This window comes from Qipengyuania mesophila (assembly GCF_019711655.1).
GTDB classification, from domain to species: Bacteria; Pseudomonadota; Alphaproteobacteria; order Sphingomonadales; family Sphingomonadaceae; genus Qipengyuania; species Qipengyuania mesophila.
The window spans coordinates 123,648-137,511 of record NZ_JAIGNU010000003.1 but is presented as its reverse complement, the minus strand read 5'-3'; the positions used below and the strand labels follow the sequence as shown (position 1 = coordinate 137,511).

13 protein-coding genes are annotated in these 13,864 nt (G+C 64.9%); 2 read left to right on the top strand and 11 right to left on the bottom strand.

The window, feature by feature from the left end; all coding sequences use genetic code 11:
* Window positions 1-51: 51 nt before the first annotated feature.
* From bioB to K3181_RS13490, 9 genes are all read right to left on the bottom strand, one after another.
* Window positions 52-1,062, bottom strand: coding sequence for a biotin synthase BioB (gene bioB / locus K3181_RS13530; protein ID WP_221603654.1), 1,011 nt, complete (start codon window positions 1,060-1,062; stop codon window positions 52-54).
* A 228-nt stretch (window positions 1,063-1,290) separates the two neighbouring features.
* The gene (gene scpA / locus K3181_RS13525) at window positions 1,291-3,447 is read right to left on the bottom strand and encodes a methylmalonyl-CoA mutase (protein ID WP_221603653.1); all 2,157 of its coding nucleotides are present in this window, start codon (window positions 3,445-3,447) and stop codon (window positions 1,291-1,293) included.
* A gap of 49 nt (window positions 3,448-3,496) precedes the next feature.
* Complete coding sequence (locus tag K3181_RS13520) at window positions 3,497-4,282, bottom strand: enoyl-CoA hydratase-related protein (protein ID WP_221603652.1); 786 nt, start codon at window positions 4,280-4,282, stop codon at window positions 3,497-3,499.
* A gap of 98 nt (window positions 4,283-4,380) precedes the next feature.
* Window positions 4,381-4,992: a glutathione S-transferase family protein gene (locus K3181_RS13515; RefSeq protein ID WP_221603651.1), complete on the bottom strand. Its 612-nt coding sequence runs from the start codon at window positions 4,990-4,992 to the stop codon at window positions 4,381-4,383.
* Window positions 4,993-5,006: 14 nt separating this feature from the next.
* Window positions 5,007-5,171, bottom strand: coding sequence for a hypothetical protein (locus tag K3181_RS13510; protein ID WP_221603650.1), 165 nt, complete (start codon window positions 5,169-5,171; stop codon window positions 5,007-5,009).
* Window positions 5,172-5,185: 14 nt separating this feature from the next.
* Window positions 5,186-5,635, bottom strand: coding sequence for a methylmalonyl-CoA epimerase (gene mce / locus K3181_RS13505; protein WP_221603649.1), 450 nt, complete (start codon window positions 5,633-5,635; stop codon window positions 5,186-5,188).
* A gap of 4 nt (window positions 5,636-5,639) precedes the next feature.
* On the bottom strand, window positions 5,640-5,879 hold the full coding sequence (locus K3181_RS13500) for a hypothetical protein (protein ID WP_221603648.1): 240 nt from the start codon (window positions 5,877-5,879) through the stop codon (window positions 5,640-5,642).
* On the bottom strand, window positions 5,876-7,408 hold the full coding sequence (locus K3181_RS13495) for an acyl-CoA carboxylase subunit beta (protein WP_221603647.1): 1,533 nt from the start codon (window positions 7,406-7,408) through the stop codon (window positions 5,876-5,878). Before K3181_RS13495 ends, K3181_RS13500 begins: the two co-directional genes overlap by 4 nt.
* Before the next feature lie 66 nt (window positions 7,409-7,474).
* On the bottom strand, window positions 7,475-8,212 hold the full coding sequence (locus K3181_RS13490; RefSeq protein ID WP_221603646.1) for a TlyA family RNA methyltransferase: 738 nt from the start codon (window positions 8,210-8,212) through the stop codon (window positions 7,475-7,477).
* Between the two features lie 34 nt (window positions 8,213-8,246).
* Here K3181_RS13490 and K3181_RS13485 point away from each other — a divergent pair, with 34 nt between their 5' ends.
* Both K3181_RS13485 and K3181_RS13480 read left to right on the top strand, forming a co-directional pair.
* Window positions 8,247-8,795 (top strand): hypothetical protein, encoded by a 549-nt coding sequence (locus K3181_RS13485; protein ID WP_221603645.1) that lies wholly within the window; start codon window positions 8,247-8,249, stop codon window positions 8,793-8,795.
* Between the two features lie 514 nt (window positions 8,796-9,309).
* Window positions 9,310-10,392, top strand: a complete 1,083-nt coding sequence (locus K3181_RS13480; protein WP_221603644.1) for a branched-chain amino acid aminotransferase — start codon at window positions 9,310-9,312, stop codon at window positions 10,390-10,392.
* A 363-nt stretch (window positions 10,393-10,755) separates the two neighbouring features.
* On the opposite strand, the gene K3181_RS13475 is transcribed toward K3181_RS13480, so the two are convergent.
* Window positions 10,756-11,619 (bottom strand): DMT family transporter, encoded by an 864-nt coding sequence (locus K3181_RS13475; protein WP_247715156.1) that lies wholly within the window; start codon window positions 11,617-11,619, stop codon window positions 10,756-10,758.
* Window positions 11,620-11,645: 26 nt separating this feature from the next.
* Window positions 11,646-13,715, bottom strand: coding sequence for an NAD(+) synthase (locus K3181_RS13470; RefSeq protein ID WP_221603769.1), 2,070 nt, complete (start codon window positions 13,713-13,715; stop codon window positions 11,646-11,648).
* Between the last annotated feature and the right edge of the window lie 149 nt (window positions 13,716-13,864).

The following is a 13,864-nucleotide window of genomic DNA, read 5'->3' as shown; positions in this document are numbered from 1 at the left end:
TTTGAGAAATGGATGCTGAAACAAGTTCAGCATGACGGGATTGGTGCGTGATCATTCCGCTGGTTCCATCGCCTTGCACGTCCGCATCGGCTCCTCGCCCTTGAGCGCGGTCAGCCCCAGCTTGGCGAAGAGCGCGGCGTCGCTGTCGTCGCCCGCATTGGGCGCGGTGAGGAGCTTGTCGCCGGTGAAGATCGAGTTCGCGCCCGCCATGAAGCACAGCGCCTGCGTCGCCTCGCTCATGCTCTCGCGACCGGCGGAGAGGCGCACCATGCTCATCGGCATGCAGATGCGCGCCACCGCGACGGTGCGGACGAATTCGATATCGTCGATCTTGGCGAGCGGCGTGTCGGCGAGCATGTCGCCCAGCACCGTGCCCTTGACCGGCACCAACGCATTGACCGGCACGCTTTCGGGATGGCGTTCGAGCGTGGCGAGCGTGTGGACGAAGCCCACCCGGTCCGCGCGCGTTTCGCCCATGCCGACGATGCCGCCGCTGCACACGTTGATGCCCGCGTCGCGGACGTTCTGCAGCGTATCGAGCCGGTCCTGATAATTGCGCGTCGAGATCACCCGCTCGTAATATTCGGGCCCGGTGTCGACATTGTGGTTGTAATAGTCGAGCCCGGCTTCCTTGAGCATGTCCGCCTGTTTCGGCGTCAGCATGCCCAGCGTCATGCAGGTCTCGAGCCCCATGGCGCGCACCCCCTTCACGATCTCGACGATCGCGGGCATGTCGCGGTCCTTGGGATTGCGCCACGCCGCGCCCATGCAGAAGCGCTGGCTGCCCGCATCCTTCGCCTGCGCCGCGCGCTGGAGGACCGATTGCACCTCCATCAGCTTGGTCGCCTCGACGCCGGAATCGGCCTTCACCGACTGCGAGCAATAGCCGCAATCCTCGGGGCACCCGCCGGTCTTGATGCTGAGCAGCGTGCAGAGCTGCACCTGCTCGGGCGGATGGAACTCGCGGTGGACCGTGGCGGCTTGGAAGAGCAGCTCGGTGAACGGGAGATCGAACAGCGCCGCGATTTCCTCGCGGGTCCAGTCGGTGCGGATGTCAGTCATTAGGATCTCGATTCAAGCTTGGAGAAAACAGGCTGAGCACAATCAGCATTAGCCCAAGTGTCACTACGGCATAGCCCCACGGCCAGTGGGCCTCCTTGAAAGCATGGCACTCGGCTTCCAACCATCCCCACGGATTTGATCGGCAGCGCAAAGCCCATTCCTTCACCGGCGAAATCAGAATTCCAACCAAGAGAGTAAAAAAGCCGACAAATCGAACGCGACGCTTCCTCACTCCGCCGCCTCGTCCAGGTCCTCACCCGCAGGCGGCATGTTGTGGCCTAGCAGGCGCAGCACGTCGGCCGCGCATTCGACGACATTGCTGCCCGGCCCGTAGATGCCCTGGACCCCGGCATCGCGGAGGAAATCGTAGTCCTTCTGCGGGATCACGCCGCCGGCGATGACCTTGATGTCGGCGCGGCCCGCTTCTTTCAGCAGGCCGACCAGTTCGGGGATGAGCGTCTTGTGCCCCGCCGCGAGGCTGCTGGCGCCGATCGCGTCGACATCGTGTTCGAGCGCCATGTCGCGGGTTTCCTCGGGCGTCTGGAACAGCGGGCCGGAAATGACCTCGAAGCCCATGTCGGCGAAGGCGCTGGCGATGACGTTGGCGCCGCGATCGTGCCCGTCCTGGCCCATCTTGGCGACCATCAGCCTCGGCGCGCGGCCCAGGCGGCGCTCGACCGCCTTCACGCCCGCGACGACCTGCCGGTAGCGGTCGTCCTCGGCATAGGCGGAGGAATAGACCCCGCGCACCGGCTTGGGCATGGTGTCGTAGCGGCCCCAGGCATCCTCCATCGCGGTGGAGATCTCGCCCAGCGTCGCATCGTGGCGCGCCGCCTCGACCGCCAGCGCGAGCAAATTGCCCTCGCGCTGCGCCGCACCGCGCGCCAGCGCGTCGAGCGCGGCCTTGCAGGCGAATTCGTCGCGGCCCGCGCGGACCTTCTCCAACCGCGCGATCTGGCTCTGGCGGACCTTGTGGTTGTCGATATCGAGCGTGTCGATCTCGTCTTCCTTGTCGCGGCGGTACTTGTTGACGCCGACGATCACCGTCTCGCCCTTGTCGACGCTGGCCTGCTTGGCGGCGGCGGCCTCCTCGATCTGCGCCTTGGGCTTGCCGCTGGCGACATAGGCGGTCATCCCGCCCGTCGCCTCGACCTCGTCGAGCAGGGCCTGCGCCTTCTCGACCAGCGCCGCGGTGAGGCTCTCGATATAGTAGCTTCCGCCCAGCGGATCGGCGACATTGGTGATGCCGGTCTCTTCCTGGATCACCAGCTGCGTGTTGCGCGCGATGCGGGCGCTGAAATCGGTCGGCAGCGCGATCGCCTCGTCGAGCGCATTGGTGTGGAGCGACTGCGTGCCGCCCAGCACCGCGGCCATCGCTTCCACCGTGGTGCGGATGACGTTGTTGTAGGGATCCTGTTCCTGCAGCGACACACCGCTCGTCTGGCAGTGCGTGCGGAGCATCTTCGACTTCTCGTTCTGCGCGCCCAGACCGCTCATCACGTCATGCCACAGTGCACGAGCGGCGCGCATCTTCGCGATCTCCATGAAGAAGTTCATGCCGATGCCCCAGAAGAAGGACAGGCGCGGCGCGAAGGCATCGATGTCGAGCCCGGCCTCCATCGCGCGCTTGGCGTATTCCTTGCCGTCGGCGATGGTGAAGGCGAGTTCCTGCACCGCGGTCGCACCGGCCTCGTGCATGTGATAGCCCGAGATCGAAATGCTGTTGAATTTCGGCATGTTGGCCGAAGTATATGCGATGATGTCCGAAACGATCCGCATGCTCGGCTCGGGCGGGTAGATATAGGTGTTGCGGACCATGAACTCCTTGAGGATGTCGTTCTGGATGGTCCCCGAAAGCTTGTCCTGCGCAACGCCCTGCCGCTCCGCCGCTACGATGTAGAACGCCATGACCGGGATCACCGCGCCGTTCATCGTCATCGACACACTCATCTGGTCGAGCGGGATCTGGTCGAACAGGATTTCCATGTCGCGCACGGTGTCGATCGCGACGCCCGCCTTGCCGACATCGCCGACGACACGCGGGTGGTCACTGTCATAGCCGCGATGTGTGGCAAGGTCGAAAGCGACCGACAGCCCCTTCTGACCCGCGGCGAGGTTGCGACGATAGAAGGCGTTCGATTCCTCGGCGGTGGAGAAACCGGCATACTGGCGGATGGTCCACGGGCGCCCGGTGTACATCGAGGCGTAGGGCCCGCGCGTGAAGGGCGCGATGCCGGGCACGCCCGGATCCAGGCCGTCGGTGTCCGCGCTCGTATAGAGCGGCTTCACATCGATCCCCTCGGGCGTGTGCCAGGTGAGATCGCGCCCCTTCACTTCCTTGTCGGCGAGAGGCTTCCAGTCGTCGTAGCTCGGCGTGTCACTCATGCCCTGCCCCTAAACACAATCGTATGCAGAGGGGAAGAGGTGGCCGCGATTACTCGCCCTTGAAGGCGGGCTTGCGCTTCTGGAGGAAGGCCATGCCGCCTTCCATCGCATCCTTGCTCGCGCCCGCCAGCCGCTGGCCCTCTGCCTCGGCGAGGAAGACCTCGGTCAGCGTGCCGTCGAGCGCCTTGCCGATATTCGCCTTCATCGTGGCGTAGGCGAGCGTCGGGCCGTTGGCGAGCTTCTCGGCCAGCGCCCTCGCCTCGTCGAGCAGTGCATCGTCGTCGCAGGCCTTGTAGATCAGGCCCCAGTCCTCTGCCTGCTCCGCCCCGATCTTCTCGCCCAGCATCATCATCCGCGTGGCGCGCGCACGGCCGATCGCTCGCGAAAGGAGCCAGGTCGAACCGCCATCGGGCACCAGGCCGATATTGACGAATGCCTGGAGGAAATAGGCGCTCTTGCCCGCGAGGACGAAGTCTCCGGCCAAGGCGAGCGAACAGCCGACGCCCGCCGCGGGGCCATTGACCGCGCAGATCACCGGCACCGGCGCGCGCAGCACCATGTTGACCGCCGGGTTGTAGTGGTTCTGCAGCGCGCGGTGGCTGCCGCCCTTGTTCTGCAGCGCGCTGCCCTCGCCGCGCGCGGCGAGATCGGCGCCCGAGCAGAAGCCCTTGCCCGCGCCGGTGATCAGCACCGCGCGGCTGTCGCCGAGGTCGTAGAAGGCCGCGCCGATCTCGTCCGCCATCTGCGGCGGCATCGCGTTCAGCCGGTCGGGCCGGTTAAGCGTGATGGTGGTCAGCGGGCCGTCCTTCTCGACGATGATGGTTTCGTAGCTCACGCGTCTCTCCCCAAGGTGCGTTTGTCTGGTTTTATTTCGCAACCGAGATTGGCCGCGAACAGGGCGCGGCGCAAGTCCGTTACGGCGCGCTGCGGAATTCAGGCCGCGGCGCTGGGCCGCGCCGAGACGCGCGCGTGCCAGGCTGCGAGGTTGCCGCATTCCTCGGGCATCTCCAGCCCGACGAACTTCGCGAAATCGACCGTGGTCAGCAGCAGGATATCGGCGGCGGAATAGGCATCGCCCGCGAGGTAGTCGCGTCCGTCGAGCGACTCGTCGAAGAAGCGCATGGCGTCGGCGACGCGCGGACGATTGGACTCGCCCCAATCGGCGTTGCGGCCCGGAAGCGCGGCGGTGAAGGGATGCGTGTGGACCCACACCGCGCCCACCGGCGGCATGAGGATCATCTCGACCCTGCGGCTCCACATCTCGATTTCGGCGATTTCGCGAGAGGACGTGCCGAACAGCGGCGGCTCGGGATGCTCGGCCTCGAGATAGCGCATGATCGCGACGCTCTCGGCGATCACCGTGCCGTCATCCAACTCGAGGATCGGCGTCTGCCCGCGCGGGTTCTTCGCGACGAAGTCGGGCGCCTTCTGCTCGCGCTTGGGGATCGACACTTCCTGCATCGGAAGCTCGATGCCCTTTTCGGCCGCGAAGATGCGCACGCGGCGCGGATTGGGCGCCGGATTGGGGCTGTCGTAGAAAAGCATGGGTCGATCCTTGGTCAGCGCGTGGACACGAAGACGAGTAGTACGAAACCGGCGACGGCCAAGGCCAGCACCACTTCCTTCCAGTGATTGAAGCGCAGCTCCTTGCTCCCTGCGTCGATCCGCCAGTTGTCGGGATCACGCCGCGCATTGCGTATCAGCAGCGCAGCCCCCACTGCCACCAGCGTCAGAAGCGTCAGTTCGACCAGTGGCTGTCGTCCTTGGGCGTTTCCATGATCTCGGTCAGCTGGCCCATCATGTCCTTGGGGTGGAGGAAGAAGATCGGCGTGCCATGCGCGCCGATGCGCGTGGGGCCGAGGATGCGCTTGCCCAGCCCCTCGAACCAGTTGCGCGCCTCCTCGATATCCTCGACCTCGTAGCACAGGTGGTGCTGCCCCCCGGCGGGGTTCTTGGCGAGGAAGCCGGTCAGCGTCGAGCTCTCGCCCAGCGGCTCGATCAGCTCGATCTGCGTGCCGTGCGTGCCCTCCTGGCCGGGCGTGTCGACGAAGCAGACCTTCACGCCCTGCTCCTCGAGATCGAAAGGCTCATGCGTGAGTGTCGCGCCCATGACATCGCGATAATAGCGCAGCGATTCCTCGATCGAGGGCGTCGCGACGCCGATATGGTTGAGACGGCCGAGTTTCATAAGATCACCCAAGTCTTCCAGGAATTAAGCTCAATATGAGCACAAAGAACAAACACGCGAGGTAGACGATATTCAACGCGGTCCCCGTCCACCAGCTGAACGAATAGCGCTCGGATTGATGCCATCCGAAACGCCCGATGACGCGAAACTCGTCACGAGCGAACCCGCGCCATGCCGTCCTGCCCCACAGGGCAATCAGCGCCACAATGAAGGCGCGGAAGGCCCAGAGCTGCCACTCACTCACAGCGGAATATTATCATGCTTCTTCCACGGGTTCTCGAGCTGCTTCGTCCGCAGCTTGCGGAGACCCAGCGCGATACGCCGCCGCGTCGAGTGCGGGTAGATAACCTCGTCGATATAGCCGCGCTGCGCCGCCACGAAGGGGTTGGCGAAGCGGTCTTCGTATTCCTTGGTTTTCTCGGCGATCTTGTCGGGATCGTCGCGGTCCTGGCGGAAGATGATCTCGACCGCGCCCTTGGCGCCCATCACGGCGATCTCGGCGGTGGGCCAGGCATAGTTGAGGTCCCCGCGCAAATGCTTGGACGCCATCACGTCATAGGCGCCGCCATAGGCCTTGCGGGTGATGACGGTGATCTTGGGCACGGTCGCCTCGGCATAGGCGAACAGCAGCTTGGCGCCGTGCTTGATGATGCCATTGTGCTCCTGCGCGGTGCCGGGAAGGAAGCCGGGCACGTCGACGAAGGTCAGGATCGGAATTTCGAAGGCGTCGCAGAAACGCACGAAACGCGCGGCCTTCTTCGAAGAGTTGATGTCGAGCACGCCGGCTAGCACCATCGGCTGGTTGGCGACCACGCCCACCGTGCGCCCCTCGACCCGGCCGAAGCCGCAGATGATATTGGCGGCGTGGTTGGGCTGGATTTCGAAGAAGTCGCCCTCGTCCAGCGTCTTCCGGATGACCTCGTGCATGTCATAGGGCTGGTTGGCGTTGTCGGGGATCAGCGTGTCGAGGCTCGGCTCCTCGCGGTCCCAAGCGTCCGAGGTCGGGCGCTCGGGCACATCCTCGCGGTTCGAGAGCGGGAGGAAGTCGACAAAGTCGCGCGTTGCGAGCAGCGTCTCGATGTCGTTTTCGAAGCTGTTGTCGGCAACCGAGGTCTTGGTGGTGTGCGTTTTCGCTCCGCCGAGTTCCTCCTGCGTGACGACCTCGTTGGTCACCGTCTTGACCACGTCGGGGCCGGTGACGAACATGTAGGAGGAATCCTCGACCATGAAGATGAAGTCGGTCATCGCCGGGGAATAGACCGCGCCGCCGGCGCAGGGGCCCATGATCAGGCTGATCTGCGGCACCACGCCCGATGCGAGCACGTTGCGCTGGAACACCTCGGCATAGCCGCCCAATGACGCGACGCCTTCCTGGATGCGCGCACCGCCGGAGTCGTTGAGGCCGATCACCGGCGCGCCGACCTTCATCGCCGTGTCCATCACCTTGCAGATCTTTTCCGCATGGCGCTTCGACAGCGAGCCGCCGAAGACGGTGAAATCCTGGCTGAAGACATAGACCAGCCGCCCGTTGATCGTGCCGCTGCCGGTGACGACGCCGTCGCCGGGAATCTTCTGCTCCTGCATGCCGAAATCGACGCAGTCATGCTCGACATAGGTGTCGAGTTCCTCGAAGCTGCCCTCGTCGAGCAGCACGTCGAGCCGCTCGCGCGCGGTCAGCTTGCCCTTGGCATGCTGCGCGGCGATGCGCTTCTCGCCCCCGCCCAGTTTGGCGGCTGCGCGGCGACGTTCCATTTCGGCGATATTGGCGGACATGCTCTCTCCGTACATACGTTTGCACGAGCGCCTAGGGCGAAGCGGGCCGCGAGGTCAATTGCGCCGCTACGTTCTCATTGCGCTGATGAGGAATTCGACATTGCCCTCGGGCCCCTTGATGGGGCTTTCGACGATCCCCTGCACTTCGAAGCCGAGTCCCTCGACCCATGCACGAACCTCGTCGCACACGCGCCGATGGAGCGCCGGATCGCTGACCACGCCCTTCTTGCCGACCTCTTCGCGCCCGACTTCGAACTGCGGCTTGATCAGCGCGACGAGCCGACAGGGCGATTGAGCCAATTGTAACGGCGTTTCGAGTACCTTTGCGAGGCCGATGAAGCTCGCATCGCACACCACCCAGCCCACCGGACGGTCGATCATGGCCGGGGTGAGCACCCGCGCGCTGGTCTGTTCGAGCACCGTGACGCGAGGGTCCTGCCGCAGTTTCCACGCAAGCTGGTTGGTGCCGCTGTCGACCGCGAAGACATGTTCCGCCCCGCCCTGCAGCAGCACGTCGGTGAAGCCGCCGGTCGAACTGCCGATGTCCATCGCGGTGACGCCGCTGGGGTCGAGCCCGAAGTGCTCGATCGCGTGCGCGAGTTTGATTCCCCCACGCGAAACCCACGGATGGTCGCGCCCGCGCACGTCGAGCGGGGCGTCCTCGGGCAATTGCTGTCCTGGCTTGGCGAGCTTCTGCTCGCCGCTGAACACCAGCCCCGCCATGACCAGTGCCTGCGCCCGCGTTCGGCTCTCGACGAGCCCGCGGTCCACCAGCATCTGATCGAGGCGCTTCTTCTTTGCCATTGGAAACATGGGCGTTAGCGATCATTGTCACGGCATGAAACCGCTCTATTGCCATCTCGGCGGCGCATTGGCGCTCAGCTTCACCATCGCCGCCTGCGTCCCGGCGCCGGATTCGACTCCCGCGCCCACACCGACACCGACGCCCGTAGCGAGCGCTCCGGCGCCAACGCCAGCGGCACCGCCGCCCGCGAAGAACTGGATCGACAACCCCCGCACTCCGGGCGACTGGAGCTATCGCGCGGAGGCCGATGGAGGCATCGCGCTCTATGGCGAGCGGGCCAGCGAGGCGCGGTTCTCGGTGGACTGCGACCGTGGCTCGGGCCGCGTCACGCTGACGCGCAGCGGATCGGGTAGCGCACCCGCCGCAATGACGATCCGCACCGAGACGGTCGACCGCACCCTGGCGGCACAGGCGACGAGCACGCAGCTGCCATCGGTGAGGGCGACGCTTGCCGCCAGCGATCCCCTGCTCGACGCAATGGCGATCACGCGCGGACGATTCGCTGTGGAAACGCCCGGCTTGTCCACACTCTACCTGCCGCCCTGGGCCGAATTGACGCGCGTGATCGAGGATTGCCGCTGACCGGAGTCGGCGGGAGTATCACCCTCGTGATGCCCGCCAGCGATGGGTACGAAAAAGGCCCGGAAAACCTTCCGGGCCACAAACGACAATTCTGACGTGGGAAAACTTTTTTTCAAGGGTTGTTTTGCGGGCGCGAAAGACTCAAATATAACACCAAGATCAGCGGCGAAACGCGGTCTTGTTCCCCGGAGACGGGGTACTTTGGCTCTTAACAGCGCGAAAGGAGGTGATCCGATGTCTCATGGTTCAGCAGAGAGGTCGGCAAGTTTCCGCGCGGGGTACTATCGGTAAGCAGAGCCGATAGAGACCTCGTGAGCGGCACTTCCCGCCGCTGACCATGCGAAGGGCAGCATCACCCCAGGGTGGCGCTGCCCTTCTCATTTTGTGGTGTGCGTGAAGTGCCTCCGCGCCTCCGTTCCGGCTGTTCCAGCAAGCCTTCGACGGAGGTCGGAGGCGTACCCTACAAGGACACACTCCCTTGCGCGCCGTCGTCCATGCGATTACCCGCGCATCCATGGATTTCGAGCATCTCCCCCACCCCGCCCCGGTTCCCGGCGAGACCCGCCAGCAGGCGCTTCAGGACCCCGGATTCGGCAAGCTGTTCACCGATCACATGGTCGTGATCGATTACGATGCCGACAAGGGAGGCTGGCACAGGGCGACGCTCGGCCCGCGTGAACCGATCGCTCTCGATCCCGCTGCAGCGGTGTTGCACTACGCGCAGGAAATCTTCGAGGGCATGAAGGCCTACAAGCGCGAGGATGGCAGCCTCGCCCTGTTCCGGCCCGAGCAGAACGCGCGCCGCTTCAACGACAGCGCCCGCCGGATGGCGATGCCCGAACTCCCCGAAGAACTGTTCCTCGAATCGATCCGCCAGCTGGTCGCCAGGGACCGCGACTGGGTGCCGGGCGATCCCGACGGCTCGCTCTACCTGCGTCCCTTCATGTTCGCCTCGGAAGCCTTTCTCGGCGTCCGCCCGGCGCGGCAGTACAAATACATCCTCATCGCCAGCCCGGTCGGCCCCTATTTCAAGGGCGGCGCCAAGCCGGTGAAGATCTGGGTCAGCCGCAACTACACCCGCGCGGCGCCCGGCGGCACCGGCGCGGCCAAGACCGGCGGCAATTATGCCGCATCGCTCGTGCCGCAGGCCGAAGGCATCGCCAATGGCTGCGACCAGGTGGTCTTCCTCGACGCGGTCGAGAAGAAATGGGTCGAGGAACTGGGCGGGATGAACCTGTTCTTCGTCTTCGACGACGGCAGCGTCGTGACCCCGCCGCTCACCGGCACGATCCTTCCCGGGATCACCCGCGACAGCCTCATCCAGCTTCTCCGCGAAGAGGGCCTGCAGGTGCGCGAGGAGCCCTACAGCATCGACCAGTGGCGCGCCGATGCCACGAGTGGCAAGCTGCTCGAGACGATGGCCTGCGGCACCGCTGCGGTGGTCACGCCGGTCGGAACCGTGCTCGGACCCGACGGCGAATTCACCATCGGCAGCGGCGGTACCGGACAGATGACTAACAAGATCCGCGAGCGACTGGTTGGCATCCAGAAGGGCACCGTCGAGGACACGCACGGCTGGACGGTCGAGCTGGGCTAGTGGGCCAGTTGCTGCGGCACCTACGCTCTGGGAGTTTCGGTGCCGCTCTCTTTGTTACTTTCCTTCTATTATTCGCATTCTTCCTGCAAAACGTTGGAAGTTGGCGAGACAAGGACTTGCGAAAGACCGAACCAACCGAGGTTTATGGCCGAGTGCGATCAATCAACCTGATCCCATCGAACACCACGACATCATATCTGGTGGTGGTCGAGACAGATGGTGGCCGCAAAGTAGACCTTGTCAGTTCCGCTCGGCGGATTCGAGAGTGCAAGATCGGTGCACGCGCTAAGCTGCACCGCCGAGGTCTGGCCTACTGGTGGGCGAGCGACAATTGCGACAACCAAGGTTTGAACAAGTAAGGCGTCAGAAACGTGGCCTGACGAGAAAGCGGCGGGTGAAGGTCGCGCTCGGGCGCAGCACGATGATGGCCACGCCGAGCAGGGCGATCGCCCCACCCACCAGCAGGCGCCCGCCGATGGCATCGCCGGTCAACCAGGCACCGAAGACAATCGTCAGGATCGGCGTGAACAGCGTCAGCGGTACGATCAGATTGGCGTCATGCTCCTGCAACAGCCGGTAATAGGCGGTATGCGCACCCACCGAGACGACGACCGAGGCGAAGAACAGGCAGGCGATCAGTTCGAGGGGTGCATTGCTCAATGACGCGACCTGTCCGCCTTCCATCGTCGCCGTCAGCGGCAGCAGTACCGCGATCGAGGCGACCGCGGCCCAGGCCTGAAGACGGATCGAGGGCAGTTCCAGGCGCTTGACGAAGACCGAGCCCAAGGCGCCGACCAGCGCCGATACGAACACCAGCAGCAGGCCGGTGCTCGTCTCCATCTGGTTGTCACCCGCCATCGCGAACAGCACCCCGCCGAAGGCGAGACCGATGCCCATCCCGCGCCGCCAGCGGACCCGCTCGCCGAGGAAGAGGATAGCGAAGAGTACGGTCATCGGGGCGCCGGTCAGGCTCACCACGCCGGCGGCCGAGGGACTCGCCGTTGCCAAGCCCATAAACAGCAATGCGAAGGAGCCGCCGCTGATCGCCAGCCCGATCAGCAGAACCTGCCACAACTTTGCCGGAAGCGGGCGCAGCAGCGGGACCAGAACGAGCGCGACGATCACAGATCGCAGCAGCGCGTAGAACAACGGCGGTGCGCCGAGGTCGGCGATGGCGATCTTGCTCACCACGACATTGAGCGCCCAGACGATGTTGCACGCCATCATGATCACAAGCGCGCGGGCGGGCATGCTCAGGCGTCCAGCGGCGGCAGGGCGGCCGCAAGTTCGGCCAGCCAGGTGTCAGCGACAGCGTCGCTCGGCGCGCGCCAGTCACCGCGCGGGCTGAGCGCGCCACCCGCCGAGACCTTCGGCCCGTTAGGCATGGCGCTACGCTTGAACTGGCTGAAGCCGAAGAACCGCTTGAGGAATTTCTCGAGCCAGTCGGCGATGGTGACGAGGTCGTAGGCGTTCTTCGCATCATCCGGGAAGTCGATCGGCCAAAGCCCTGATTTCGCATCCTTCCAGGCATGCCAGGCAAGGAAGGCGACATGGCTCGGCTTCTGCCCCCAGCGGATGACATGATGGAGGAAGAAGTCGTTGAGCTCGTAGGGCCCGATGATCGATTGCGTGCTCTGGATCTGGCCGTCTGCTCCCGCGGGGACCAGCTCGGGGCTGATTTCTGTGTCGAGCACGTCGCCCAGAACCGCATCGACGCCGGGATCGAATTGCCCGGTCTGGATGGTCCAGCGGATGAGATACTGGATCAGCGTCTTGGGCACGCCCGCATTGACGCCGTAGTGGCTCATCTGGTCGCCCACGCCATAGGTGCACCAGCCGAGCGCGAGTTCGCTGAGATCGCCCGTCCCGATCACCCAGCCGCCATGCTGACCGGCAAGGCGGAAGAGATAGTCGGTCCGCAGCCCCGCCTGCACGTTCTCGAAGGTGGTGTCATAGACCGGCTGACCATCGGCGAAGGCGTGACCGATGTTCTCGAGCATCAGCGTGGCGCTGGGGCGGATATCGATTTCCACGGCGGTGGTCCCGAAGGCCTCCATCAGACGCCAGGCGTTGCTCTTCGTAGTGTCTGAGGTGGCGAAGCCGGGCATGGTAAAGCCGCGTATATCGCTGCGCGGGCGCCCGAGCCGGTCCATCGCCTTGGCCGCCACGATCAGCGCATGCGTGCTGTCGAGTCCGCCCGAAATCCCGATCACGAGGCACTTGGGTTTCGTAGCCTCGATCCGCCGCATCAGCGCATCGACCTGGATATTGAAGGCTTCGTAGCAATCCTCGTCGAGCTTGTGCGCGCGGTTGGGTACGAAGGGGAAGCGACGGATCGGGCGTCGTAACCCATAGTCTCCGCGCGGCGCGGCATGTTCGAAGCCGATCCGGCGATAGCGATCCTCGGGCCGCCCCGCGGCCTCCGCGGCGTCGTTGAAGGTCTGCATGCGCATGCGCTCGGCAAGGATGCGCTGGGTATCGACATCGGCAACGCACAGCTCGGGCGCCAGATCGAAGCGCTCGCTCTCGACCAGCAGGTCGCCCAGCTCGTAGATCATGCCCTGCCCGTCCCAGGCCAGATCGGTCGTGCTCTCCCCATGGCCGCTCGCCGAATAGGCATAGGCGCAGATCGAGCGGCTCGAACTCGCCCGGTTGAGCAGGTGGCGTTCGTCGGCCTTGCCGATGGTGATGTTCGAGGCGGACAGGTTGAGCACGATCGTCGCCCCGGCCAGCGCGGCCTGTGTGCCCGGCGGAATGGGTGCCCAGAAGTCCTCGCAGATCTCGATCCCGAAGACGAAGCCGGGAAGGTCCTTTGCCTCGAAGAGCAGGTCGGTACCGAATGGCACTTCGCGCCCGGTGCAGGCAATCGTCAGCCCGACGCAGCCGCGCCCATGCGCGAACCAGCGCTTCTCGTAATATTCGCGGTAGTTCGGCAGGTAGCTCTTGGGCACCACGCCGAGCAGTTCGCCGCGCGCGACCACCACGGCGCAATTGTAAATCCGCCCGTTGCGACGCAGCGGTGCGCCGAAGACCAGCACAGGGGCGAGGTCGCGCGATGCCTTGAGAATGGCCTCGACCTGCGCATCCACCGCATCGAGCAAAGCCGACTGAAGGTGGAGATCGTCGAGTGCGTAGGAGGACAGCGAAAGCTCCGGATAGAGCAGCAGGTCGACATGCTCCTCCGCCGCATCCTTCGCACATTCGAGGATCGCCGCGGCGTTGAAGGCCACGTCCGCGGTGCGCACCTTCGGCGTCGCGGTCGCAACGCGGACGAAGCCATGCGTGTGCAGGTCGTAAAACGGGTGCAAATCGCTGCCGCTCATGCTGGCGGGGCCTTTCTCGTCGGAGGATGGCGGGGCCGGTTCGATCCAGTCGGCCGGTTGGCAGACGCCGAGTTCGGCGAGCCGCTTCTGCACCGAGGCGCGGGCGATCTTGCCCTTGGCCTCCCAGCCATAGACCGTCCGGCTCGGCC